The following is a 23,493-nucleotide window of genomic DNA, read 5'->3' on the forward strand; positions in this document are numbered from 1 at the left end:
ACGATGGCCTTGCCCAAACACGCCTCAACACTCGAACGGGTCTGGCACAAGATCTACCTGGTGATCTGCGCGCTGATATTCCTGTTCCTGATTGCGCCGATCCTGATCGTGATCCCGTTGTCGTTCAATGCCGAGCCGTTCTTCACATTCACCAAGAAGATGCTGTCGCTGGACCCGGATGGATACTCCATGCGCTGGTACGACCTGCTGCTGACCTTTGGGATGCAGGCGCCCGATGGGCCGCGTGACGGCAGCTGGTGGGCGGATGCCTGGAACAATGCAGCCTGGGTTAACGCTGCAAAGAACTCGATCGTGATCGGAATATTTTCGACCATCGTGTCGACCATCCTGGGAACCGTGGCCGCGCTGGGCCTGTCCAGACCGGAGATGCCGTTCCGCCGCACGATAATGGCAATCATGATTTCGCCGATGATTGTTCCGATCATCATTACGGCCACCGGTCTGTTCTTCTTCTACTCGACGATTCAAATCGCCAAGTGGGAGCTGTTTGGCTGGCAAATCCCATATCTCGGGATCATCCTGGCGCATGCCACATTGGGCATTCCGTTCGTCATCATCACGGTCACTGCGACGCTTGTCGGGTTCGACCATTCGCTGACCCGCGCAGCGGCCAGCCTTGGGGCAAACCCCCGCACCACTTTCTTCAAGGTCACGATGCCGTTGATCCTGCCGGGCGTCATCTCGGGCGCATTGTTCGCCTTTGTAACCTCGTTTGATGAGGTTGTGGCCGTGCTGTTCATCGGAGCGATTGATGAACAGACCATCCCACGGCAGATGTGGAACGGTATTCGCGAACAGATCAGCCCGGCGATCCTGTCGGTGGCGACGATACTTGTCGTATTCTCGATCTTCCTGCTGGCAACGATCGAGATTCTGCGGCGCCGGTCCGAGCGTCTGCGCGGGTTGTCACCGGGCTAAATCGGCGGCGAAGCTTGCGGCTTCATTCCTGTTATTGGCGCTTGCGTCACGCTGAGCCTGCTGCGGTAACGTGGCCGCCGTTGCAGCATAGCCTTCGGCGCAGAGATGAGGGATTGCGCGGTAGCCCCTAGGGCAGCAACGCCAGCCAAACCCAGGCGGTTAACACGGTCAGCGCCGTGGCGATCAGCACGGATGAGGCGACGACGCGCCGCGCCGCGCCGTAGAGGTCCGAGAAAACATAGGCGTTGACGCCGGGCGCCATTGCCGCAGTCAGAACGGCAGAGCGGAAGGCATCGCGGTCAAGCCCGGCCGTAACGCCCAAGCCGAAGACGATGGCCGGGTGCAGGATCAGCGACACGGCGCAGATGAACAGGATTGTGCGCATGTCGCCTTCGGGGCGGTAACGGACAAGCATCCCTCCCAATCCGAACAATGCGGCGGGCAGGGCGGCGCGTGCGATCAGATCGACGGCATAGCAGAACGGCGCATGCAGTGCGACGATCGCAAAATTGCCAACCAGCGCGTCGGGGCCGAAGGCCTGTTCGGTGATCGGCAGCCCCAACAGGACCGAGTTCGAGAACAGGCACGCAAAACCGATGGCGACCGCGGCCTCCCAATCACGTTTGAAGATCAGCCGCGCGCCAAGGATCCCGGCGATGAAACCGCAGAGTGCGCCTGCATAAAAAGTGCCCAGAAGGGCCGGGTCGAATCCGCTGGACAGGTCAATCCGGGCAATGGCACGAAATAACAGACAGGGGATCGCGAAGCCTTGGGTGAACTTCATCAGCCCGTCGACCACCGCGGGGGCAAAATACTGGCGCCAGACACAAAGATACCCGGCCCCGACCACCAGAAATACCGGCAGGATCACGGTCAGCAGCGCGCTCACCCGTCAGACTTCATAGCTGACCTGCATCCCGTCAAAACCCGGGGTGACGTTGTCGGGGGTTTCGGCGCGCACTGTTTCATAGTCGAGGTCGATGTGCATGTTGGTCAGCACTGCGCGCCTTGGCGCTGCGTGGTCGATCCATTCCAACGTTCGGGCAAGATGCGTGTGGCTGGGGTGTGGGGTGCGGCGCAGGGCGTCGATGATCCAGCAATCGAGATCGCGACACGCCTGCCAGGCTGCATCGGTCATCTCGGACACATCCGGCAGGTAGGCCAGATCGTTTATGCGAAACCCCAGCGCCTCGATCCGGCCGTGGATGGCCGCGAATGGCGTCAGCGTTACTGCGCCGCCCGCTCCGCTGATCGTCACCGGGCCGTCCAGCAGGTTCATTTCAAGGATCGGCGGATAGGCCGACCCTTTGGGTTGCGCAAAGCAATAGGCGAACCGGGCCAGCAATTCGGCCCGGGTATTGGCGTCGGCCCAGACCGGCAGGCGTTGCTGCATGTTCAGAACGACAACCCGCAGATCGTCGATACCATGGATATGATCGGCATGGGGGTGGGTATAGACGACGCCATCCAGCGCGCCGACGCCTGCGTCAATCAGTTGTTGACGCACATCCGGGGTACTGTCGATCAGGATGCGCGTGGTTCCGTCGCCGTCGATCCGCTCGATCAGCAAGGAACAGCGGCGGCGGGCGTTCTTCGGATTTGCCGGATCGCAATCGCCCCAGTTGTTGCCAATGCGCGGCACCCCGGCGCTGGACCCGCAGCCCAGGATGGTAAAGCGCAATTGGGCCATCAGGCGGCGCTCCAATCGGCGGCTTTGGAAAACAGGCGGTCGAAATTGGCTTCGGTCGCCGCGGCAAGGTCGGGCAGAGGCAGCCCAAAGACCTCGGCCGCGACGGCGGCGGTGTGAGCGGTATAGGCTGGTTCATTGCGCCGGCCCCGATGCGGTGGCGGGGCGAGGTAGGGGCTGTCGGTTTCCAGCAGGATGCGGTCCAGCGGGGCGGCGGCGAAGATGTCGCGCAAATCCTGCGATTTCGGGAATGCGGCGATACCGGACATCGAAAGATAGAACCCGAGGTCGAGCGCCGCCTTCGCCAATTCCGCGCCCGAAGAAAAGCAGTGCATGACGCAGGAATAGGGGCCTGCGCGGTATTCTTCAGTCAGGATACGCGCCATGTCGTCGTCGGCGTCCCGTGCGTGGATAATCAGCGGCAGGCCGGTGTGGCGCGCGGCGGCAATGTGGATGCGCAGCGAAGTTTGCTGCGCCGCGGCACTTTCGCGGGTGTAGTGGTAATCCAGGCCGGTTTCGCCGATCCCGACAAACTTCGGGTGGTCAGACAGCGCGATCAGCCCCTCCAATTCGGCCATCGGTTCATCGGCGACCGACATCGGGTGCGTGCCTGCGGCATAGAAGACCGGGGCGTGTGCCTCGGCTATGGCGCGCACGGCGGGTTCGTTTTTCAGGCGGGTGCAGATTGTGACCATGCGGTGCACGCCAGCCTCGACCGCGCGGGCGACCACGGCGGCGCGTTCGTCGTCGAAATCCGGAAAATCGAGGTGGCAATGGCTGTCGGTGATGAGTGGTGGCACGGGAAATATCGTCCTGACTGGGTGAACATCCGTATCCGGGAAGGGGGCGGGGGCGTCAAGGTTGGGATGGCTGGGCGGTGTAGTGAGGGGCACAGAGCGACGCAAAAGCCGGGCAAGCCCTTCATGCGTGATGCCGGGCCAAGGTTAGAAAAAAAAACTACGTCATCGCGACCGGTGCTTTGATCCAAACACGAGATTTCCCCCAAAGTATCGTCCACTCAATCTACGACAATGCGCGAAACCGAAATCCCGTCCTAAGCAGGGCGCGCGGCGGACCGGCGGGTTGGCGTAGCAACGGTGCGTGGGCATGATTTATGGCGCCGGGTTAGCCGTCAAATCTGACGGAAACGCCCACCTCGAACCGACGCCAGACCGGTGGGGCCGGTCCGGCGTGCGCCCTGCGCCTTTGGCGCGCACCGGGCGCGCGCAATTCTGGTAGCAATTCAGATAACCAGGGTGAAACATCTATCGCAACACATCCCCCGCAACGCCGTTGATCGCCAACAACAAATCCAGCACCAGAACTGCGGGATCAAGGTTCACGGCGCGTCCGTGACGGGCGCGTTCAGCCAGTGTTTCGGCCAGCTCGGCCCATCGCCGCGCCGCCGCTGGCGATTGCGACAGGCGCGCCAGAACGCTCGGTTCCCCCGGCGCGGCTTCGGGCAGCGCCATGCCGACACCAGCGCGGGCCAATCGTGCCAGCAACAGGTCGATCAATCGCAGGATCAGATCATATCGCGCTTCGGACCCGCGCCCTGCACAGGCGTCGGCCAGCGCACGCGCGCGCGTGCGGTCCATGTTAGGTGCGGTGTCGAGCAACCCGATCAAACCGGCATAGAGCGCCGTACCGTCATTTTGCGCCTGGCGGATCGCCTCTCCGACCGAGCCTGCGGACAGTTCCGCCAGGGCGTCGTCCGCCTGGTGGCCGGTTGCGGCCAAAGCGGCGATCAGGTTCTCGGGCGACAGCGGATCGAACCGCAGGGTGCGACAGCGTGACCGGATCGTTGGCAACAGGCGCGCGGGGCGGTGGCTGATCAGGAACAGCACGCAGCGTTCGGGCGGTTCTTCCAGCAGTTTTAGCAATGCGTTGGCGGCGTTGGGGTTCATCTCATCCGCGCTGTCGACGATCACGGCGCGGTACCCGCCGTCGGCCAGCGCCATGCCGAAAAAGGGCGTCAGGCGGCGGGCTTCGTCGACGGTGATAACCGTCTTCAGCCGCTTGAGTTTTTGATCCCAGGCGCGGCGAAGCAGGAAGACGCCCGGGTCGGACAGGGCCGAAATGCGCCGCGCGACGGGGTGATCGTCGGCCATGGCCATATCCGCAGGGGCTGGTTCGGCCAGCATGTCACCGGGGGCGGGCAGGGCGCGCAGATAGCGGGCGGCGCGCCAGGCGAAGGTCGCCTTGCCCACACCGCGCGGCCCGGTCAGCAACCAGGCGTGGTGGAGCCTTCCGTCTTTGGCAGCCTCAAGAAATGCAGCCTGTTGCGCGCCGTGACCCAGCAGGTCCATCGTGTCACGCGGATGCGGTGCACCGTCCAGCTTGTCAGCCTCGGGCACCTCTTCGGCTTCGGCCACCTGGGTTGCGCGTGCGGCGCACATCAGGTTCGCGTCTTCACAATTGCCAGTATATCAGCAGCAACCAGGGCCGTATCACGCCCGCCGTCGACAGTCTGGCAGCGATCTGGATTCTGCGTCACCAATGCGCGAAACCCATCGCGCAAGGCGATCTGGAAGTCCGCGCCGAAATCCTCAAACCGGTCGTCGCCGCTTTTGCGGGCCAGCCCGCGCGACAAGGCAAGTTGCGGGTCCATGTCGATGACGAGGGTCAGGTCCGGTTCGACGCCGATCATAAGGGCGTGCAATGCGTCGACAGTGGCGCGCAAATCGCCGCGCGTGGCCCCCTGATAGACCCGCGTGCTGTCGGCGAAACGGTCACAGACCACGATCTTCCCGGCCATCAGCGCGGGTTGAATGGTCTTTTCCCAGTGATCGCGACGCGCCGCAGTGAACAGCAGCATCTCGGTTTTCGGCGACCAGCGGTCGGGCGCGCCTTCGACCAGCAGTCGGCGAATTTCCTCTGCGCCCGGCGCGCCACCCGGTTCACGGGTCTGGACCACGTCATGCCCTGCCGTGTCCAGCGCGTCGGCCAGCAGGCGGCTTTGAGTGGATTTCCCGGACCCGTCGATACCTTCGAGGGTGATAAACAGACCGGGCCAGTTGCCCATCACAACCGGTCCGCAACCGCATCCCCAAGATAGTTGCGCAACAGCACCTCGGCAGCGGTGCGCAGGCGCGGTGCAAACCCGCCGCGCGCCACGGCGCGATGCGCCACCAACGGCACCTGCCGGTCAGGCAAACCGGGAAGTTTGATCAGCATCTCGCCCAGCTTCTGGCCCTTGGACACCGGCGCCTCGACCGGGCTGTCATAGGTCACACTTGCCTCGATCCCGTCCTGTGCCAAGGCAGGCAGCAGAAGCGTCAGCGCCTCGCCCGAGATCAGCCCGACGCTTTTGTGTTCCCCCATCCAGACCGGGACATTGGCGAAGCGATTGCCTTCGTTCACGATGGTCTTTTCGACAAATTGCCGGAACGCCCAGTTGACCAGCCGCTGACTTTCGTCGGCGCGCGCAGCCTCGCTGGTCAAACCGCTGAGGACGAAGATCACGCGCCGCTCGCCCTGTCGGGCAGAACCGACCAGACCATAGCCCGCTTCGGAGGTGTGACCGGTTTTCAATCCGTCAGCCCCGATGCCAAGTTTCAGCAATGGGTTGCGATTAAACCGGTTCTTGGGTGCCCGTCCGTCATATGGAAACTCGGTCTGGGCGAAATAGCCATAGTATTCCGGGAATTCAGTGATCAGCCGCTTGGCCAGTATCCCAAGGTCACGCACCGACATCCGGTGGTTCGGATGCGGCCAGCCTGATGCATTGGCAAAGTTCGAATTCGCCATCCCCAGCGCCTTGGCGCGTTGTGTCATCTGTTGCGCGAACCCATCTTCGGACCCGGCCAGCCCCTCGACCACCACTACGGTGGCATCGTTGCCTGATTGCACGACAATGCCTTGAATCAGCTCCTCGACCGTGGGGCGATCCCGCTCGTTCAGGAACATGGTCGAGCCGCCCATCGCCTTGGCGCGCGCCGATACCCCGAACCGGGTGGTCAGTTCGACACGGCCATCGCGCAACGCCTCAAACAGCATGTTGAGCGTCATCAGTTTGGACATCGAGGCAGGCGGCAAGGCCGTGTCTGCATTCTTGACCAACAGCTCTGTGTCCGTTGTCACGTCATAGACATAGGCCGCCTTGGCCGCCGTTTCGAAAGTCTGTGCCGCGACGGGAAGCGCGCCGATGGCAACGATCAGAAAGGCAAGGGGGCGCAGGAACATGGGCAGCAAGCTCCGATAGTTTTGGGGATCAGCCTGACACGAAATAGGCATCGGAATAGCCGAGCGCCTTGATCTTTGACAGCATCGCGGCGCGGTCATCGGATGTCGGTGCGGGGCCGACAAGGACTCGCCAAGTGGTCTTTTTGTTGCTGACGCCGCGCCGCACAACCGGAATGGCGCCGACGCTGCGCAGACCGGCAGCGGCATTGTTCGCGTTGGATTCATCGCGGAACAAGGCGACCTGGATGAACGGCTTGGACAGCGTCGAAGAAGCCGCCGTCGCGGCCGGTGCCGGGCTGGCCGCGGGGGCCGTCGGCGCGGGTGTTGCGGCAATGGTTGCCGCCGCCGGAATAACATCAGCGTCGTCAAGCGAGGTTGCCGCGATATCTTCGGGCGCGTTCAGAACCGGGTCAGTCTCAGGTTCGGCCGGGGCCTCGGCCTTGCGCAGGGCCGTCACATTCAGCGATGCAGGCTGCCCCGCCAGCATCCCCAGCGCCTCGGCTGCTTCCGATGACACCTGGATCGTCGGTCCGGGATTGTCGGATTCGCGCCGGAACAACGCCCCGATCACGAATTTTCCGTTGTCTTCGTTGCGCACGATCGCGCGCTCGGGATCGGAAACGTCCGGGTGCGCCACCCAGATGCCACCCAGCGAGGGCCGCCCGTCCCACAGACCATTGTCGGATGCCTGAAAAACCTCGGGCGCTTCAACGTCCCGTTCGACCAGTGTGGTCGACGTGGCGGCCTTTTCGCCGCCACCAAACGGAAGCTTGAACCCCAACGGGCCATCGCCGCTGCAAGCCGTCAGGACAGACAGCCCGCCCAGAACCAGAACTGTCCGAAATGTTAGCGTTACGCCCATAACCGCCCCCTTGATGCGCAGACGTTACCGCGCTGTTACCGCTTTGCGGTGTTGCTGCCTGATCCACGCCCCGATTTGGCGCCCTGTTCGCGGGACTGTAACGGCTGTGAGGGGGCATGAAAAGAGTCTGTCGCGCGATGCGCAGCCTACGGCCAACCCACAGGGATCAAATCCGCAGGCAAACTCTGCACTTTCAAATTCCCGCGCGGCCCGCTAAAGCCGCACCCGACCAGCCGAGCGGAACATGCCAACGCAGGTTCCGGCGCTTCGGAGGAGTGGCAGAGTGGTCGAATGCACCGGTCTTGAAAACCGGCGTGCGTGAAAGCGTACCGTGGGTTCGAATCCCACCTCCTCCGCCAAATTTATGGTTTAACTACATGTTTATTATACATAATTTTTGAAACAATAAAAATTATCCCCCACAAGGTCCCCCACAAGCTCGCGGTTAACCCATCACGGTGTCGGTTGCTGAGCGGAAAGAGATCCACGCCGGGTCGGAAGAAGCGCACCGGTGCTTTGCCATTAGATCGAGGATGTTTTTATTCGCAAAGGATGCCAAGGCTTGAAGGCGTTTTGAGACTTTCGGCCCAATACGGAGCTTGGACCCGCAGTCGAAATGCTGCGGTCGCAACCCGCATTACCGCCATTCGACGTCGAACCTTTGCTGATGCAGCAATTGCCCACCGGAAGTGTGATTATGGCTGCAAGACGTGTTGTATTCGTGCTATTCCAAACACCCAGTTCAGGAGGCGTTTTTGATCTTCCAGGGAGGTCATGGGACCCGCATCCGCGTAGTTTGCGACAAACTCCGAGTTGATCTGTCGCCACATCTTGACTGCCTCTGTCTCAATAAATTTGGGTTCAGGTGCCGTTCCAGACTTCACTTGCGCGGCCAGGCAATAGGCGGAACAGGCACTGTCAGAAGAAACTGGCTTGAGGCGGGCAGGTTGGTCTCGTAGCCTCGCGGAATGACAAAACTCAGCCGATTGTGTTGAAAAACTCCGAAATCAGAGCGTCGCGGATTTCTTGCGAAAACCTATGAAGCGAAATAGTCGGAAAGCTTTGACCACGAGACAGCGCATGGCTGCGCGTGAGCGCATGTAGGCGATTTGGGCCGACCCCCGCGCCAAAAATTTAGGATCGGGCTGCATGGAAAGAAAAATCATCGTTCAGGCCCTAAAACGGAGTTTTTCAACACAATCGGCCCATTTCGTTACTTCAAAACCAGCCCCGAGATCATCCGACTTGCTGTGATGATGTACGTTCGGTTTCCGCTGTCACTTCGCAATGTCGAGGACCTGCTGGATGAGCGCGGCGTCGAAATCAGTCACGAAACAGTTCGACATTGGTGGAACAGATTTGGCCCGATGTTCGCCGCTGAAATCCGCCGAAAGCGGGCCAGTCGGATGCGGTCTTATTCGAACTGGCAGTGGCACCTTGATGAGGTTTTCGTGAAAATCAATGGCGAGACGCACTACTTGTGGCGGGCTGTGGATCACGAAGGCGAGGTCCTGGAAAGTTATGTGACAAAACGGCGGGATCGCAAAGCAGCGTTGATTCTCCTAAGGAAATCAATGAAGCGCTACGGCAATCCAGAGATCATAGTGACCGACATGCTCCGCTCCTACGGCGCCGCAATGAAGGTTATCGGCAACGCACCGAAACAAGAAACGGGACGTTGGCTGAACAATCGGGCGGAGAATTCTCACCTGCCTTTTCGACGACGAGAACGGGCAATGCTCCGCTTCCGCCGTATGCGAAGTTTACAGAAATTTGTCGCCGTTCACTCTTCAGTTCACAATCACTTCAATCAGGAACGCCATCTCTATTCGCGGCTCGATTTCAAAGCAAACCGCACCGCCGCTCTTACAGAGTGGCGCGGTCTGGGCGCGGCATAAGGGACAGCCCGACTGTCCTTGCAGAGACTGGTTCGCATTCGTCTGACAGCACCCCATAGTGGGCTTTAAGAGCTTTCTGCCGACCAAAACACCATGTCATTCGTAGCGTCCGTGAGGTGCCGTTAGATTTGTCGACGCTTTTCTTAGAATTAATGAAAGCAAAGGAAAATGCAAATGTCAGGGCAAATACGCTAGTGGCACCTCACCTCGGCGGCGAGGTACTGGAAAGTTGCGTCACGAAACGCCGCGACCGCAACAGGAGCAGCGAAATTCCTCAGGGGATCAATGAAGAGGCGCCGCAAAACATAGGTGACGTGATTGACAGATTCCGACCATGTCGCGCAGCGATGAAAGTGATCGGCAGAACTGAACGACCGCACACGGGCCGCTGGCTGAACAATTGGGCGGGGACTATCCACCAACTTTTCCGACGAAAGAATCCTGCTATGTTGCCGTTCAGGCGAATGCGATGTTTACAGAAATTCTTGGCCGCCCAAGCCTCGGTCCACAACCACTTCAATCAGGAACGCCATCTTTACTCACAGGACAGTTTCAAGCTGAACCGCGCCGCTGTTCTTGCTGAGTGGCGCAGTCTCGGCGCATCATGAGTTACAGTCGTTCTGTCCGGGCGGCGAAGGCGACGCTGCCGAACCAAACGCTTCCGGCACTATTGCAGGTTCTGGCAGCTTTGTTTCGCGCCCAGGCGGACAAGCGATTCATAGGATTGGGCGAGGGTGTTTCGAAAACGCTCGGCGGGGGCGGCACCGAAGATTTGGTCCAGGGTTAGCAGCGCGTCGACCTTGCCGCGCGGGGTATCGCGGGAATCGGACAGGCTGCGCAGCTGCGATGCCAGCGGATCCCTGACGTCAATCGGGTCGCCCTGTTCATCGACGCCGCCGACATAGCGCATCCATGCCGCCACGGCCAGGATCAGGCCGTCGCAGGGCCGCCCGGCCGCGGTGTTGTCGGCAATCGTACCGAGGAGCCGTTGAGGCAGTTTTTGACTGCCATCCATGGCGATCTGCCACGTTCTGTGCCGGACCGCCGCATTGTCATAGCGGCCCAGCAATTCGCTGGCATAGTGGTTCAGGTCGACACCTTCGGGTGGCGCCAAGGTCGGGATAATCTCTCGCTTCCACAGGTTCTGCGCATAGGATCTGAACACCGGGTCCGACACCGTTTCGGCGATTGTCTGATGCCCGGCAAGATAGCCAAGGTAGGCCAGCGCCGAATGTGTGCCGTTCAGCATTCTGACTTTCATATGCTCGAACGGTGCGACATCTGCGACCATCTGCACGCCGGGGACATGGGTGAAATCCAGGCGCGCGCCGTCCACGAAATCGTCCTCGATAACCCATTGCCGGAATGGTTCGTGGAAGACAGCTGCGCGATCCAGATATCCTGTCCGGTGCATCAACTGCGTGATGTCGTCTTCGGTAACCGCAGGAACAATTCTGTCGACCATTGTGGCCGGGAACCGGCCTTCGCTGGCGATCCAGCGTGCCAGGGCCGGGTCGATTTCCGCGGCCAGCCCAAGCACGGCGTTTCTGACCACAAGGCCGTTGTTGGGAAGGTTGTCACAGCTGAGGACGCTGAACGGCCTGTGGCCAGCCTTGCGCCGCGCATCCAATGCCCGGACGAGGAAGCCGACGGCGCTGCGCGGTGTCGGGTTTGCGATGTCATGCTGAATGTCCGGGTGCCTTGTGTCCAATTCCCCGGTGCTGGGAATGTGACAATACCCCTTCTCGGTAACGGTTAGTGAGGCGATCTTGACAGCCGGGTCAGCCAACCTGTCCAACAGTGCGCCCGGGTTTTCCGGGGCGAAGATCACGTCGCTTACCGAGGTGATGATCCGAGTTTTCTGCCCGTCTGTGCTAAGTTCGCCAGCCGTATAGACGTTGCCCTGTGCAGCCAGTCGATCGCGTACCTCTGGTGATCGCAGGCTGACGCCGCAGATCCCCCAGTTCCCGCCCGAGGTGGCCATGGCCTCTTCAACCATGGCAGCTCCGAAGGCGCGGAAGAAGGCACCAAGGCCAAGGTGAACGATGCCAGCCTTGGGGGGCGGGGCCTTGCGCGACAGAAGGGGTGGCTGGGCAGTCATTATCAAACGGCTCTTTTTGCTAAAGCAGGTGTCAGGTCATGGCACATACCGAGGGTGTCGTTTTCGTGCAATCGGATGGGCCGTGCCAATCCGGCCCGTCTGGCACCTGCGCCCCGGCGCGTCACATCGTGCTGAAGAATGCCCTTTCTGATCCACCGCCATGGGCGCCTCCGATCTGATGCTACCGCGGTGCGAACGCATTCAAAGTGACGAGGCTTCCCGCCAGCACGGTCGCAAATATGCGGTTGCGGTGCTCCGGTATACCGGTATGCTGCAAGCTGTCAATCTCGGAAGGCAGCATGAATTGAAGCAGACCTGGCGATGGTTCGGACCCGATGACCGCGTAGACCTGCCAAGCGCGCGGCAGGCCGGAGCCAGCGGAATCGTAACGGCGCTGCATCATATCCCGGCGGGAGCGGTCTGGACCCCGGAAGACATCCGTGCGCGTCAGGACGACATCAAGGCAAAATCCGACGGCGCGTTGCAATGGGACGTTGTTGAAAGCCTTCCGGTTTCTGAAGAAATCAAGACACAGGGAAATCACTGCCGCGCCCATGTTGAGGCTTATCGCGCGTCAATGGAAGCACTGGCCGATGCTGGCATATCGACGATTTGCTACAACTTCATGCCGGTGCTGGACTGGACGCGGACGAACCTGCGCTGGGCCTTGCCCAATGGCGGGGCGGCGATGCGTTTTGACTTGGTCGAGTTTGCCGCATTCGACTGTTTTATTCTGAACCGGGCCGGTGCCGCTGAGGAATACGAGGGGGCAACGCTGGAAGCGGCGCGGCGCCTTCATGCCTCGATGACGGATGCTGACAAGTCAAAGCTGTCCAGGTCCATCGTCGCCGGGCTTCCGGGGGCGACCGAATCCTGGTCGCTGGGCGAACTGCAGGACGCCGTTGCGCGCTATGACAATCTGGACAGCGATCAGATGCGCCAGAACCACATCGATTTCCTGTCCGAAATCGCGCCGGTTGCGGAACGGTTGGGCCTGCGGATGTGTTGCCACCCCGACGATCCGCCATTCCCACTGCTTGGGCTTCCCCGGATCATGTCGACCGGGGACGACTATGGTATCGTTCTGGACGCGGTCGACAGCCCTTCAATCGGAATGACACTTTGTACCGGGTCGCTTGGCGCGAACCCGCACAATGACTGCGTCGCGATAGCACGCCGATTTGCACCGAAAATTCACTTCCTGCACCTGCGCAATGTAACACGCGACGCTGAACAGACGCCCTGTTCGTTTTTTGAGGATGAACATCTGGCCGGGCAGGTGGACTTGGTGGGCGTGATCGAAGTCATCCTGGCTGAAGAGGCCCGGCGCCGCGAACAGGGGCGGCCGGATGCGCAGATCCCGATGCGCCCGGACCACGGGCAAGAGATTCTGTCAGACCTCAGCGCCAATCTGCAACCCGGCTATCCCGCGGTGGGTCGCCTGAAAGGGTTGGCCGAAATTCGCGGGGTGGTTGCCGCGCTCAGTCGCGAGGTCGTGCAATGACCGTCGATGCGCTGCTCTATTCGCAAGAGATTGACCACAGCTTGCCGATTGCACCGCAGGTCTACAGCTATCTGCGGGTTCGCATCGTCGACAATCGGCTGCCTCCGGGCGCGCAGATCAGCGAAGCATCGCTGGCAGATACGTTGAACATCAGCCGCACGCCGCTTCGTGCCGCTTTGCAGAAACTGGTATCCGAAGGGTTGGTCAACACCCGGCCGCATGTCGGTTCGACAGTGGCCAAACTGGACGTCGCGCAGCTTCAGGAAGCGGTTTTCATTCGCGCCGCGCTGGAAACTGCCGTGGTGCGCAGGCTGGCCGGGATGAACGCGGACCTCAGCAGTCTGGATCCAATCATGGAGATTCAGGAACGCACTGCCAGGCGCGATGACTACGCCGCCTTCTTTGTGCAGGACGAAGCCTTTCACGGCGAACTGTCGCGGATTGCAGGCGTGTCCCGTACCTGGAAACTGGCCCTGTCGATCAAGGGCCACGTAGATCGCCAACGCTATCTTTTGATGGCGGGAATCTCCGGGCGATCGCAGCGTGCCTATGAAGAGCACATTGAAATAATTAACGAAATTCGATCTGGCGATGCCGATGGCGCCGCCAGGGCGATGCACGACCATGTAAACTCGGTTCTGGAACTCGATGAACGTGGACAAAGGATCATTCCGCCCGGAAACGCCGGGCCGGATGGCGAACGACGAAACCAACCAAAGGGAGTATCTTGATGTCTTTCAACTTAGGAAAGCTGCTGGCGACCACCACTGTCGCCGCGACGCTGATGGCCAGTTCGGCCTTGGCGGAAACCGAATTGCGCATGATGTGGTACAACGACGGCAACGAAGGCGAAGTGATGCAGTCGCTTCTGGATCGTTTCGAAGCTGCAAACCCCGATATCTCGGTCACGCTTGATGTTGTGCCCTATAAGTCGATCATCGAAGGGCTGCCGATTCAATTGGCCGCTGGTGCGGGGCCTGACCTTGCGCGCGTCACTGATCTTGGGGGGTTGAACAAATTCTACCTCGATCTGACGCCGCACATCTCGGACACGGCCTATTGGGAGGCCAGCTTTGGTCCTTTCCTGGACTGGCTGGCACCGGATTCCGATCAGATCTCGGGCTTCATGACCCAGCTGACAGTGACCGGGCCTTATGTGAACAAGACATTGTTCGAACAGGCCGAAGTTGCCATGCCGGGCGAGGGTGCCACCTGGGATGACTGGGCCGCTGCGGTCAATCAGGTCGCTGAAAAGCTGGACATCCCGATCCCGATGGCCTGGGACCGTTCGGGCCACCGTGTTTCCGGCCCGGCAATTGCGATGGGCGCGCAGATGTTCAACGCAGCTGGCGAACCCGCGCTGGTCGACGACGGCCTGAAGGAAATGACCCAACGTCTTTATGACTGGCACCAGGACGGCACCATGTCGAAAGAGCTTTGGGGCTCGGTCTCAGGCTCGACCTATCTTGGGGCAAACGAAGACTTCGCCAATGCCCAAGTGGTGATGTACATGTCCGGATCCTGGCAGATCCCGCAGTTTGCCGACAAGATCGGCGATGCGTTCGACTGGTGGGCCGTGCCTGCGCCCTGTGGCCCCGCAGCCTGCACAGGCATGCCGGGTGGGGCGGCCTTGGTTGCTATGAAGGACACGCAGCATCCCGCAGAAGTCGGCAAGCTGATGGACTTCCTTGCGCAAGAGGAAAGCCTGGCCGAATTCTACGGCAAGACGCTGTTCATCCCGGGGCACCTGAAACTGGCCACCGGCGGCGTTGACTTCGCCACCGAGGATCCGCGCGCCAAACACGCGTTGGAAACCTTCTCGGGCGCGGTTCCGACCATCTCTCCGGTCGCGTTTGACCTGCAGGGGTACAAGAACAACCGCGTGATGTTCAACGCGCTGATTTCGCGTCTGAACGAAGCGATTGTTGGTGAGCTGACGCTGGATCAGGCTTACGAGCGGATGGAAGAAGACATCGCCAATCAACTGGCTGAAAAAGCGCGCGAGTGATCGTGTAATGGGGCCAGCCCGATCCGGGCCGGCCCCGAAGCCTGCCGCTTAGGAGGCGACATAATGAATGACGCAAAGTCAGGCCGGATCGGCGTTCTTGACCGTCTTGCGGTGCTGGTCGCCCGGCCGCTGAGCATGCTGTTCAAGCTGTTGGATTACCCGCTGTCCTGGATACAGCGGATTGTCGGCATCCGGCACATGCCTTGGATATTCCTGCTGCCGAACCTGGCGTTTTTCGGAATTTTCGGCGTCATTCCATTATTTATCAACTTTGCATTTTCCCTGACCGGGGGCACGGAGCTGTACCTGAGCAACCGGGTCTACACCGGCACCGAACAATACGGGTTCCTCCTGGATTGCGAGACATTCGGCGACCCGATTACCTGTCGCGAGGATCGGTTCTGGAAGGGCCTGTACAACACGGCAATATTCATCTTTTTCCAGGTCACATTTCTTGTGCTGTTCTCGCTGATCACCGCGCTGATCCTGAACCGCAAGATCCGCGCCCGCGGCTTCTTTCGCGCCGTGTTTTTCTTTCCGGTGCTGCTGTCGCCGGTTGTTGTCGCGCTGATCTGGAAATGGGTTCTGCTGCGCGACGGCATTCTGAATGCTTTTCTGGTGTCCATGGGGATGGACAAAATCCTGTTTTTCGTCAGCCCGGAATGGTCGATGTTCTGGGCCGTGTTCGTGTCGATCTGGGCACATATGGGATTTTATACGCTGATCCTGCTGGCCGGGCTGCAAGCGATACAACCCGACCTTTATGAGGCCGCCGAAATGGATGGCACGTCGAAAGAACGGGTGTTCTGGCGCATCACCCTGCCATTGTTGTGGCCCAACCTTCTGGTGGTTGTAGTTCTGGCGCTGATCAAGGGCGTGCAGATTTTCGACGAAGTGTTCGTGCTGACCGGCGGCGGTCCCGGCACGGCGACGCAATTTATCGTTCAGTACATCTATAACACCGGCTTTACCGAACAGGTGCAGAACTTCGGCCTCGCCTCTGCGGCCTCGGTTGTGCTGGGCGTGGTGCTGTTTGTTCTGACAATGACGCAACTTGCAGCAACACGGGTGCGCGACAATGGCTGAGACGACAACGCCGACCCGTTCACTGGCAACCTTGCTGTCCGCCCGGCGCGGCCGCAACGGTTTGCATTGGAGCGATATTTTCACCTACGTCTATCTGCTGTTCGGTGTCCTGCTTATGTTCGGGCCTGTCGTCTGGCTGGTGATGTCCTCGTTCAAGACGCCCGCCGGGCTGATCGAATTCCCGCCCACATTCCTTCCGCTTGGCCAGATCGAGGTTCCGGTAGAAGGGTATGACGATCCGCTTTTGCTGTTCGATGTCACAATGGAGGACGGGTCCACCCGACAGCTGGCCCAGGTGCGGCGGATCGGCATTGTCAGCCAGATGGTTGACCCGGCTGACCCGGCCCAAACCTTCAAGATTCCAATCGACCAGCGTACCAAAGTGCGGGAGTTTCGGCTGGCGACGGAAAACTACATTGACCCGCTTGAACGCTTCAACTTCGTGCAGTTTCTGCAAAACTCGGTCATCGTGACGGTCATTGCGACACTGGTGACGCTGCTGATCAACTCGATGGCTGCCTACGGGCTGAGCATCTACGAGTTTCGCGGTCGAAATGCGATCATGCTGTTCGTTATCGGCACCCTGATGATCCCGATCACCGTGATCCTGGTGCCCGTCTATCTGGTTGTTACCCAGCTTGGGATGATCAACTCGCTCTGGGCAGTGATCCTGCCGGGGGCTGCCACACCCACCGGCGTGTTTTTGCTGCGCCAGTATATGCTGACCATTCCCAAAGACCTGATCGAGGCTGCGCGGATGGACAACGCCTCGGAATGGACGATCTATGCAAAGATCGTGCTGCCGCTTGCGATGCCCGCCATTGCGGTGCTGGCCATCTTTTCGATCATGTGGCGCTGGAATGAATTCCTCTGGCCGCTGATCGTGCTGAACCGGTCCGAAGTTTATACGTTGCAGGTTGGCCTGAACGCGTTCCAGGGCGAGCTGGACGTGCAGTGGCACTACATCCTTGCGATGACCGTCGTCACATTGATCCCCGTGGTCGTGGTCTTCGCCTTCCTGCAAAAATTCATCACCACCGGCATCGCCAGTTCGGGCATGAAATGACCGATCCGCTGATCTTCATGGACCCGTTTCCGCGCAACGAGGCGATGGTCTACACCCCCGATTGTGCCAGTGCGCTGGCGGCGATGGGGCAGGTCGTTGCCCATTGGGGATCGCGCGCGCCCGATGACCTGGTCGAGGCGCATCTGCCCGATATGACCATTCTGATCGGCCAGACCGCAATGGCGAAGGTACGGCTGGACCGCGCCCCGAACCTGCGGGCAATCCTGAATGTGAAGGCCAATTGGGAAGACAATATCGACTATGCCGAATGCCATGCACGCGGCATCCACGTGCTTTCAGCGGCACCTGCAATGGCACCTGCCGTGGCTGAATTCTGCCTGGCGCAGGCGATCACGCTGCTGCGCGGGCTGCACCTGGCCGACCCGCTGCTGCGCACCGGGAGAGAGGCTTACGGGATCGCCGGAAACGGTTCCGCGAAAAGTCTTTTTGGGGCCGAGGTCGCGATGATCGGCTATGGCAATCTGGGCCGCGCGCTGGCACCTCTTCTGCGCCCATTTGGGGTTCGCCTGATGGTGCATGATCCATGGCTGTCAGACGGGTATCTGCGGGCCGAAGGGTTGGAGCCTGTGTCGCTGGAAACCGCGCTGGGCGGGGCGGACGTTGTATTCCTGCTGGCAGGCGTCACAGCGCAGAACGAAGGCTTTCTGGGCCGGACCTTGCTGGAAACGATCCGCGAAGATGCCACCGTTGTCCTGGCCTCGCGAGCTGAGATTGTGGAGTTTTCGGACTTCCTGAACCTTGCCGGGGCAGGGGCCTTCCGCGCGGCGGTGGATGTTTACCCCGAAGAACCGGTGCCTGCCGACAGCGCCATACGCAGCACGCCGAACGTCTTGTTCTCGGCCCATCTTGCCGGCGGGCTTCATGCCTCTTACGCCCGAATCCGCGAAGCGATGCTGGATGACATCGGCCAGATACTGAAGGGGCTTCCACCTTTGCGCATGCAAAAAGCCGACCCCAAACTTGCCGCGCAGATGCGCAGCAGATGACCAGGAAAGATCGCCCATGACCGAAATAAAACTCAAGCAGGTCCGCAAGTCCTATGGCGAGGTCGAGGTTCTTCACGGCATCGACCTGACCGTTGAATCGGGTGAGTTCTGCGTCTTTGTCGGCCCCTCCGGCTGCGGCAAATCCACATTGCTGCGGATCATCGCAGGGCTGGACGATGTCACCTCTGGCGCGATCGAAATTGACGGCGAGGCCGTGAACAATGTCAGCGCGTCAGCGCGCGGTCTTGCCATGGTGTTCCAGTCCTACGCGCTTTACCCGCATATGAGCGTCTACAAAAACATGGCGTTCGGGCTTGAGAATTCGAAGATGCCCAAGGCCGAGATTGATCGTCGTGTCCGTGACGCGGCCGAAATGTTGCAGATCACCGACTATCTGGATCGCAGACCCAAGGCGCTGTCGGGCGGACAGCGTCAGCGTGTTGCCATTGGTCGGGCCATCGTGCGTGAACCCAAGGCATTCCTTCTGGACGAACCGCTGTCCAACCTTGACGCTGAACTGCGCGTCACCATGCGCAAGGAACTGGCCGCCCTGCATGCCAGTATCGGCGACACGATGATCTACGTCACCCATGACCAGACCGAGGCGATGACCCTGGCCGACAAGATCGTCGTGCTGCAGGACGGGCGGATCGAACAGACCGGCGCGCCGCTGGATCTTTATAACAACCCGCAAAATGCGTTCGTCGCGGGGTTCATCGGGTCACCGCGGATGAACCTGATCGAGGTGACGGCCAACAAGGCAACCGTTGGCTGGACGCTGAGCGCGGCAAACCTGTCCGTCCCCGTGCCCGAAATTGCCGGGCTGACAGATGGCATGCGCTGCACGCTTGGTATTCGCCCTGAACATCTGCGTGTCAGCACTGACGACACCGGACACATGACCTGCAAGGTCGCGTTCACCGAACAGCTTGGCGGTGAAACCTACCTTTATTGCGATGTTGAAGGCCTCCCCCAGATCACTGTTCATCAACCCGGTCAATTGCCGGTCGTGAAGGGCCAGCAGCTGGCGCTGAATTTCGACCTGTCCGAGATGCATTTGTTCGACGCCGATGGTCAGGTGATCGTGAACAGGGTCGCGGGATGACCGAACGGCTCGGTCTGGCCGTCGTCGGGTTGGGCATGGCTGCCAAGCCGCACGCGCTGGCGCTGAAAGACCTGGAAGATCTGATCGACGTGCGCGGCTGTTACGCACGATCTGCCGAGGCGCGCGCCGCGTTCTGCAACACCTACGGCTTTCCCGAAGCGCGCGATGTGAATGCGCTGGCCCATGATCCCTCGGTTGATGCGGTGCTGGTGATCACGCCGCCGAATGCCCGCCAGGATTTGATCGCCCTCTTTGCGGGGCAGAAAAAACACATCCTGACCGAAAAACCGCTGGAACGGACGATGCAGGCCGCCGAAGGCCTGGTCGATCTTTGCGCCGCCTCCGATGTCTTTCTTGGTGTCGTCTTTCAGCATCGGTTCCGGGCAGCCTCGCAAATTCTGGCAAAGATGCTGCACGATGGAGATCTTGGCGCAATCCGCGTGGTGCGCGCCGAGGTGCCGTGGTGGCGCGACCAGAGTTACTATGACGAACCGGGCCGGGGCAGCTATGCGCGTGACGGCGGCGGCGTGCTGATCAGCCAGGCCATTCACACGCTTGATCTGATGCTGTCCATGACCGGCCCCGTGGCCAATGTTCAGGCGCTTTGTGCGACGACCGCTTTTCACCGGATGGAGGCCGAGGATTTCGCCGCCGGTGCCATGGAGTTTGAAAACGGCGCGGTCGGCGCGGTCTTTGCCAGCACGGCCAGTTTTCCCGGCGATGCAGAAAGCCTGACGTTTGACTGTGACAAGGGATCGGCACTGCTCAAATCCGGTGTTCTGACGGTCCATTGGCGCGATGGCCGGGTCGAGGTTTTTGGTGATGAGGCCGCGACCGGCGGCGGGGCCGATCCGATGGCGTTCCCTTATGACTGGCACAAATCGCTGATTGCGGATTTCGCGGTGTCGGTCAGGGCAGGGCGCCCGCCCGGATGCACCGGGGCCGAGGCGCTGCATGTGCACCGCCTGATTGCCGCTATCGAGGCGTCGTCTCGTGAAGGTAATAAGCAGCAGGTTGTCAAAGGATAGACGTATGAAGCCCCTCAAACTTGGTGTGATCGGCATTGATCACCGGCATATCTTTGGCCAGCTGGACAAAATGCAGGCGCTGGGCTGTACTTGCAAAGGCTGGTGGACCGAAGGGGCGCCTGAACCGCTGGAAGGGTTCCTCAAGCGGTTTCCCGACATCCCCAGGGTCGCCAACCGGCAGGATCTGCTGGACGATCCCGAGATTGACATGATCCTGATCGCCGACGTGCCGGTGCACCGCGCCGACCGCGCGATAGAGGCGATGCAGGCCGGCAAGGATGTGATGACCGACAAGCCCGGCTGCACCACCCTTGATCAGCTTGCCGCGATCCGCGATTGCGTGGCCCGGACGGGCCGGATCTGGTCCATCGACTTTTCGGAACGGTTCGAGGTTCCGGCAGTGACACGGGCGGCAGAGCTGATTGCCGAAGGCCGCATCGGGCAGGTCGTGCAGACCGTGGGTCTGGGCCCGCATCGGTTGAACCGACCGACGCGGCCTGACTGGTTCTTTGATGAGGCGTCTTACGGTGGCATCCTGTGCGACATCGCCTCGCATCAGGTGGACCAGTTCCTGTTTTTCACCGGATCGACCGATGCGAAGGTCGTCACCGCAAGCGTCGGCAATTTCGCCAATCAGGGCGATCCCGGTTTGCAGGATTTCGGAGAGATCTTGCTGCGTTCCGACACCGCGCAGGGGTATATTCGCGTGGATTGGTACACGCCCGACGCCCTGCCAACATGGGGTGACGGGCGGCTGACAATCCTGGGGACCGACGGCTATATCGAGTTGCGCAAATATGTGGATGTGGCCGGGCGCGATGGCACCGACCATCTTTTCCTGGTGAACGGCGACACCTGCGAACACATCGACGCCTCGGATGCGCCCTTGCCTTATTTTGAGCGGTTGATTGACGATGTGAACAACCGCACTGAAAACGCGATGCACCAGGAACATTGCTTCAAGGTGATGGAGCTTGCCCTGACAGCGCAGGCAAACGCCATCCGGCTGGGTGCGCTGCGGTGACGCGCCGCGTCGCGATTCTGGGCGCAGGGATCGGGGAAAAGCATCTGGCGGCCTATGCCGAATTGCCGGGCCGGTTCACCGTGACCCATATTTGCGATCTGAACGCTGAATTGGCGGCAAGGCTTGCGTCACAGGTTGGCGCCACCCCTTCGGCGTCATTGGATGATGTGATCGCCGATCCGGCGGTCGAGGTCGTCGACATCTGCCTGCCCCCGACCCTGCATGTCCCGGTCACGCTGAAGGCGTTGGCACAGGGCAAACACGTGATCGTCGAAAAACCGATTGCGGGATCGTTGCGCGACGCCGATCGGTTGGTCGCGGCGCAGGCTGGATCGAAGGGGCGGATTTTTCCGGTGTTCCAATACCGCTATGGCCGCGCGTTCAAGGCGCTGGCGCAACTGCGCCGCGCCGGGTTCCTGTCGCGTCCCCTGACCGCATCGCTGGAAACCCACTGGAACCGCCGCCGACTATTATGCCAACCCGTGGCGCGGCACATGGGCGCATGAATTCGGCGGCGCGGTCCTCAGCCACGCGATTCACGCCCACGATCTTCTGACACAGCAGTTCGGGCCGGTGGCCGACGTATCGGCAACGCTTGCCACGCGCGCAAATCCGATCGAAACCGAAGACTGCGCCGCGATCGCGTTTCGCATGGCCAACGGCGCAACCGCGACATCATCCATCACTCTTGGCGCGGCGGATGACACCAGCCGCCTGCGGATTATTTTCGATGACATGACGGTTGAAAGCACCCGGCTTCCATACACCCCGGGTGAGGCGACCTGGACTTTTCAGCCTCGCGATCCCGCCCGCCAGGCCGAGGTTGATCGCATCCTGTCCACGGTTGAGCGCGACCATGAAGGCTTCGCCGGATTTTGCGCGGCGGTGGCGCAGGCTCTGGATGGTCAGGGCGGCGAGGAAGTATCGCTGAGCGACGGGGTCGCATCTATCGAACTTGCAGCGGCAATATACCATTCGGATCGCAGCGCTCAGCGCGTGTCGCTGCCGCTGGACCGAAACCTGCCAATCTGTGATGGTTTTAGGCCGTGATCCGGCCCGATCTGCGTGACCACCTGCGCCAGATTTTTGAGGTTGGCCACCATTCGCTGACGCTGCAACCCGCGCAAGCCCGGCCAATCCCCGGCGGCAGTTTTCAGCAACTGGAATTTTCCACCAAAACCGGGCAGGAGGTTCGCGCCTTCTTTGCGCTCCCCGACGCCCCGTCACCAGCCCCGGCGATCCTTTATATTCACGCCCACGGCAACCGATACGATATCGGCGCGCGCGAGGTTCTGGATGGCAGGCCCGCATTGCAGGGCGCGCTTGGACAAAGACTCGTCGAAATGGGGTTTGCCGTTCTGTGTGTGGATCTGCCGGGTTTCGGCGGGCGGGCAGATCGGAAAGTGATCTGACCAAGGCCGCGCTTTGGCAGGGCGGGTCGCTGGCAGGTCAGATGATCGCAGAGCTTCAGGCCGCCTTCGAATGGCTGAGCGAGCAGGACCGCGTCGATCAGACCCGCGTGGGCGTGTTCGGTATCTCGATGGGGGCCACGCTTGGGTATTGGCTTGGCGCTGCCGAACCCCGGGTTGCCGCTGTTGCGCAGCTTTGCTGTTTTGCCGATTTTGCAAAGCTCATTGAATGCGGCGCGCATGATCTGCACGGAATATACCTGACGGTTCCGGGGCTGTTGAACATTGCCACAAACGGCGAAATCGCCGGACAAATCGCCCCGCGACCGCAGTTCGTCGGCATTGGCGATCAGGATCCGCTGACACCGGCGGGGGCGGTTGACCCGGCGCTTGCTGAACTGCGCAGGGCCTATGCGGATTGCCCTGAACAATTGACGGTTTTTCGCAGCGAGGAGACGGGTCACCAGGAAACGCCCGAAATGCGCCGAGCGCTGTTGGAGTTCCTTCGGGCCCTTTAATCCGCGTCGCGGAAATGCGTCTGATAGGCTTGCGCCAATGCCGTAAACCCCAGTTTTCGCGTGGTT

22 protein-coding genes, 1 tRNA gene and 1 pseudogene are annotated in these 23,493 nt (G+C 60.7%); 16 read left to right on the forward strand and 8 right to left on the reverse strand.

The window, feature by feature from the left end; genetic code table 11:
• Positions 1-3 precede the first annotated feature (3 nt).
• Positions 4-939, forward strand: coding sequence for an ABC transporter permease subunit (locus GKR99_04050; protein ID NKB26760.1), 936 nt, complete (start codon positions 4-6; stop codon positions 937-939).
• Positions 940-1,066: 127 nt separating this feature from the next.
• Here the strand turns inward: GKR99_04050 and GKR99_04055 are convergent, their stop codons facing one another.
• The 7 genes from GKR99_04055 to GKR99_04085 form a co-directional block, all read right to left on the reverse strand.
• Positions 1,067-1,828, reverse strand: coding sequence for an AEC family transporter (locus GKR99_04055; GenBank protein ID NKB26761.1), 762 nt, complete (start codon positions 1,826-1,828; stop codon positions 1,067-1,069).
• Between the two features lie 3 nt (positions 1,829-1,831).
• Positions 1,832-2,629, reverse strand: coding sequence for an MBL fold metallo-hydrolase (locus GKR99_04060; protein ID NKB26762.1), 798 nt, complete (start codon positions 2,627-2,629; stop codon positions 1,832-1,834).
• Positions 2,629-3,435 (reverse strand): YchF/TatD family DNA exonuclease, encoded by an 807-nt coding sequence (locus tag GKR99_04065; protein NKB26763.1) that lies wholly within the window; start codon positions 3,433-3,435, stop codon positions 2,629-2,631. Before GKR99_04065 ends, GKR99_04060 begins: the two co-directional genes overlap by 1 nt.
• 456 nt (positions 3,436-3,891) lie before the next feature.
• Positions 3,892-5,025: a DNA polymerase III subunit delta' gene (locus GKR99_04070; GenBank protein NKB26764.1), complete on the reverse strand. Its 1,134-nt coding sequence runs from the start codon at positions 5,023-5,025 to the stop codon at positions 3,892-3,894.
• Positions 5,025-5,651: a dTMP kinase gene (tmk, locus tag GKR99_04075; protein NKB26765.1), complete on the reverse strand. Its 627-nt coding sequence runs from the start codon at positions 5,649-5,651 to the stop codon at positions 5,025-5,027. The genes GKR99_04070 and tmk overlap by 1 nt, the downstream gene beginning before the upstream one ends.
• Positions 5,651-6,811, reverse strand: coding sequence for a D-alanyl-D-alanine carboxypeptidase (locus GKR99_04080; protein ID NKB26766.1), 1,161 nt, complete (start codon positions 6,809-6,811; stop codon positions 5,651-5,653). The genes tmk and GKR99_04080 overlap by 1 nt, the downstream gene beginning before the upstream one ends.
• A 28-nt stretch (positions 6,812-6,839) precedes the next feature.
• Positions 6,840-7,673, reverse strand: coding sequence for an SPOR domain-containing protein (locus GKR99_04085; protein NKB26767.1), 834 nt, complete (start codon positions 7,671-7,673; stop codon positions 6,840-6,842).
• Between the two features lie 269 nt (positions 7,674-7,942).
• On the opposite strand from GKR99_04085, the gene GKR99_04090 reads away from it, so the two are divergent.
• The 3 genes from GKR99_04090 (at position 7,943) to GKR99_04100 (ending at position 10,179) form a co-directional block, all read left to right on the forward strand.
• Positions 7,943-8,032, forward strand: a tRNA-Ser gene (locus GKR99_04090).
• An 840-nt stretch (positions 8,033-8,872) separates the two neighbouring features.
• Complete coding sequence (locus GKR99_04095; GenBank protein ID NKB26768.1) at positions 8,873-9,571, forward strand: IS6 family transposase; 699 nt, start codon at positions 8,873-8,875, stop codon at positions 9,569-9,571.
• A gap of 128 nt (positions 9,572-9,699) precedes the next feature.
• Positions 9,700-10,179, forward strand: coding sequence for a hypothetical protein (locus GKR99_04100; protein ID NKB26769.1), 480 nt, complete (start codon positions 9,700-9,702; stop codon positions 10,177-10,179).
• A gap of 59 nt (positions 10,180-10,238) precedes the next feature.
• Here the strand turns inward: GKR99_04100 and GKR99_04105 are convergent, their stop codons facing one another.
• Entirely contained in the window at positions 10,239-11,672 is a 1,434-nt protein-coding gene (locus GKR99_04105; protein NKB26770.1) for a mannitol dehydrogenase family protein, read from the reverse strand.
• Between the two features lie 304 nt (positions 11,673-11,976).
• On the opposite strand from GKR99_04105, the gene uxuA reads away from it, so the two are divergent.
• From uxuA to GKR99_04165, 12 genes and pseudogenes are all read left to right on the forward strand, one after another.
• The gene (uxuA, locus tag GKR99_04110) at positions 11,977-13,176 is read left to right on the forward strand and encodes a mannonate dehydratase (GenBank protein NKB26771.1); all 1,200 of its coding nucleotides are present in this window, start codon (positions 11,977-11,979) and stop codon (positions 13,174-13,176) included.
• Positions 13,173-13,907 carry an FCD domain-containing protein gene (locus GKR99_04115; GenBank protein NKB26772.1) on the forward strand — a complete coding sequence of 245 codons (735 nt, stop codon included), beginning with the start codon at positions 13,173-13,175 and terminating at the stop codon, positions 13,905-13,907. Before uxuA ends, GKR99_04115 begins: the two co-directional genes overlap by 4 nt.
• On the forward strand, positions 13,907-15,184 hold the full coding sequence (locus GKR99_04120; GenBank protein ID NKB26773.1) for an extracellular solute-binding protein: 1,278 nt from the start codon (positions 13,907-13,909) through the stop codon (positions 15,182-15,184). Before GKR99_04115 ends, GKR99_04120 begins: the two co-directional genes overlap by 1 nt.
• 63 nt (positions 15,185-15,247) lie before the next feature.
• The gene (locus GKR99_04125; protein NKB26774.1) at positions 15,248-16,270 is read left to right on the forward strand and encodes an ABC transporter permease subunit; all 1,023 of its coding nucleotides are present in this window, start codon (positions 15,248-15,250) and stop codon (positions 16,268-16,270) included.
• Positions 16,263-17,336 carry an ABC transporter permease subunit gene (locus GKR99_04130; protein ID NKB26775.1) on the forward strand — a complete coding sequence of 358 codons (1,074 nt, stop codon included), beginning with the start codon at positions 16,263-16,265 and terminating at the stop codon, positions 17,334-17,336. The genes GKR99_04125 and GKR99_04130 overlap by 8 nt, the downstream gene beginning before the upstream one ends.
• A complete protein-coding gene (locus GKR99_04135) occupies positions 17,333-18,343 on the forward strand; it encodes a hydroxyacid dehydrogenase (GenBank protein ID NKB26776.1) in 1,011 nt (336 codons plus the stop codon). Before GKR99_04130 ends, GKR99_04135 begins: the two co-directional genes overlap by 4 nt.
• A gap of 16 nt (positions 18,344-18,359) precedes the next feature.
• Positions 18,360-19,448 carry a sn-glycerol-3-phosphate ABC transporter ATP-binding protein UgpC gene (gene ugpC / locus GKR99_04140; protein NKB26777.1) on the forward strand — a complete coding sequence of 363 codons (1,089 nt, stop codon included), beginning with the start codon at positions 18,360-18,362 and terminating at the stop codon, positions 19,446-19,448.
• Complete coding sequence (locus tag GKR99_04145; protein NKB26778.1) at positions 19,445-20,476, forward strand: gfo/Idh/MocA family oxidoreductase; 1,032 nt, start codon at positions 19,445-19,447, stop codon at positions 20,474-20,476. Before ugpC ends, GKR99_04145 begins: the two co-directional genes overlap by 4 nt.
• A gap of 4 nt (positions 20,477-20,480) precedes the next feature.
• Positions 20,481-21,500 carry a gfo/Idh/MocA family oxidoreductase gene (locus GKR99_04150; GenBank protein ID NKB26779.1) on the forward strand — a complete coding sequence of 340 codons (1,020 nt, stop codon included), beginning with the start codon at positions 20,481-20,483 and terminating at the stop codon, positions 21,498-21,500.
• Positions 21,497-22,550 (forward strand): annotated as a pseudogene (locus GKR99_04155) (gfo/Idh/MocA family oxidoreductase). Before GKR99_04150 ends, GKR99_04155 begins: the two are co-directional and overlap by 4 nt.
• Complete coding sequence (locus tag GKR99_04160) at positions 22,547-22,912, forward strand: hypothetical protein (GenBank protein NKB26780.1); 366 nt, start codon at positions 22,547-22,549, stop codon at positions 22,910-22,912. The pseudogene GKR99_04155 and the gene GKR99_04160 overlap by 4 nt, the downstream one beginning before the upstream one ends.
• Positions 22,913-22,953: 41 nt before the next feature.
• On the forward strand, positions 22,954-23,427 hold the full coding sequence (locus GKR99_04165) for a hypothetical protein (GenBank protein ID NKB26781.1): 474 nt from the start codon (positions 22,954-22,956) through the stop codon (positions 23,425-23,427).
• Positions 23,428-23,493: the final 66 nt, after the last annotated feature.

The organism is Paracoccaceae bacterium, assembly GCA_012103375.1.
In the GTDB taxonomy this organism is placed as follows: Bacteria; Pseudomonadota; Alphaproteobacteria; order Rhodobacterales; family Rhodobacteraceae; genus WLWX01.

Coding starts and splice junctions, on each gene's coding strand:
- GKR99_04120 (NKB26773.1), top strand. CDS start 13,907: ATGTCTTTCAACTTAGGAAAGCTGCTGGCGACCACCACTGTCGCCGCG.
- GKR99_04050 (NKB26760.1), top strand. CDS start 4: ATGGCCTTGCCCAAACACGCCTCAACACTCGAACGGGTCTGGCACAAG.
- GKR99_04060 (NKB26762.1), bottom strand. CDS start 2,629: ATGGCCCAATTGCGCTTTACCATCCTGGGCTGCGGGTCCAGCGCCGGG.
- tmk (NKB26765.1), bottom strand. CDS start 5,651: ATGGGCAACTGGCCCGGTCTGTTTATCACCCTCGAAGGTATCGACGGG.
- GKR99_04135 (NKB26776.1), top strand. CDS start 17,333: ATGACCGATCCGCTGATCTTCATGGACCCGTTTCCGCGCAACGAGGCG.
- GKR99_04105 (NKB26770.1), bottom strand. CDS start 11,672: ATGACTGCCCAGCCACCCCTTCTGTCGCGCAAGGCCCCGCCCCCCAAG.
- GKR99_04125 (NKB26774.1), top strand. CDS start 15,248: ATGAATGACGCAAAGTCAGGCCGGATCGGCGTTCTTGACCGTCTTGCG.
- GKR99_04150 (NKB26779.1), top strand. CDS start 20,481: ATGAAGCCCCTCAAACTTGGTGTGATCGGCATTGATCACCGGCATATC.
- GKR99_04085 (NKB26767.1), bottom strand. CDS start 7,673: ATGGGCGTAACGCTAACATTTCGGACAGTTCTGGTTCTGGGCGGGCTG.
- GKR99_04145 (NKB26778.1), top strand. CDS start 19,445: ATGACCGAACGGCTCGGTCTGGCCGTCGTCGGGTTGGGCATGGCTGCC.
- GKR99_04130 (NKB26775.1), top strand. CDS start 16,263: ATGGCTGAGACGACAACGCCGACCCGTTCACTGGCAACCTTGCTGTCC.
- GKR99_04080 (NKB26766.1), bottom strand. CDS start 6,811: ATGTTCCTGCGCCCCCTTGCCTTTCTGATCGTTGCCATCGGCGCGCTT.
- ugpC (NKB26777.1), top strand. CDS start 18,360: ATGACCGAAATAAAACTCAAGCAGGTCCGCAAGTCCTATGGCGAGGTC.
- GKR99_04165 (NKB26781.1), top strand. CDS start 22,954: ATGATCGCAGAGCTTCAGGCCGCCTTCGAATGGCTGAGCGAGCAGGAC.
- GKR99_04115 (NKB26772.1), top strand. CDS start 13,173: ATGACCGTCGATGCGCTGCTCTATTCGCAAGAGATTGACCACAGCTTG.
- GKR99_04070 (NKB26764.1), bottom strand. CDS start 5,025: ATGTGCGCCGCACGCGCAACCCAGGTGGCCGAAGCCGAAGAGGTGCCC.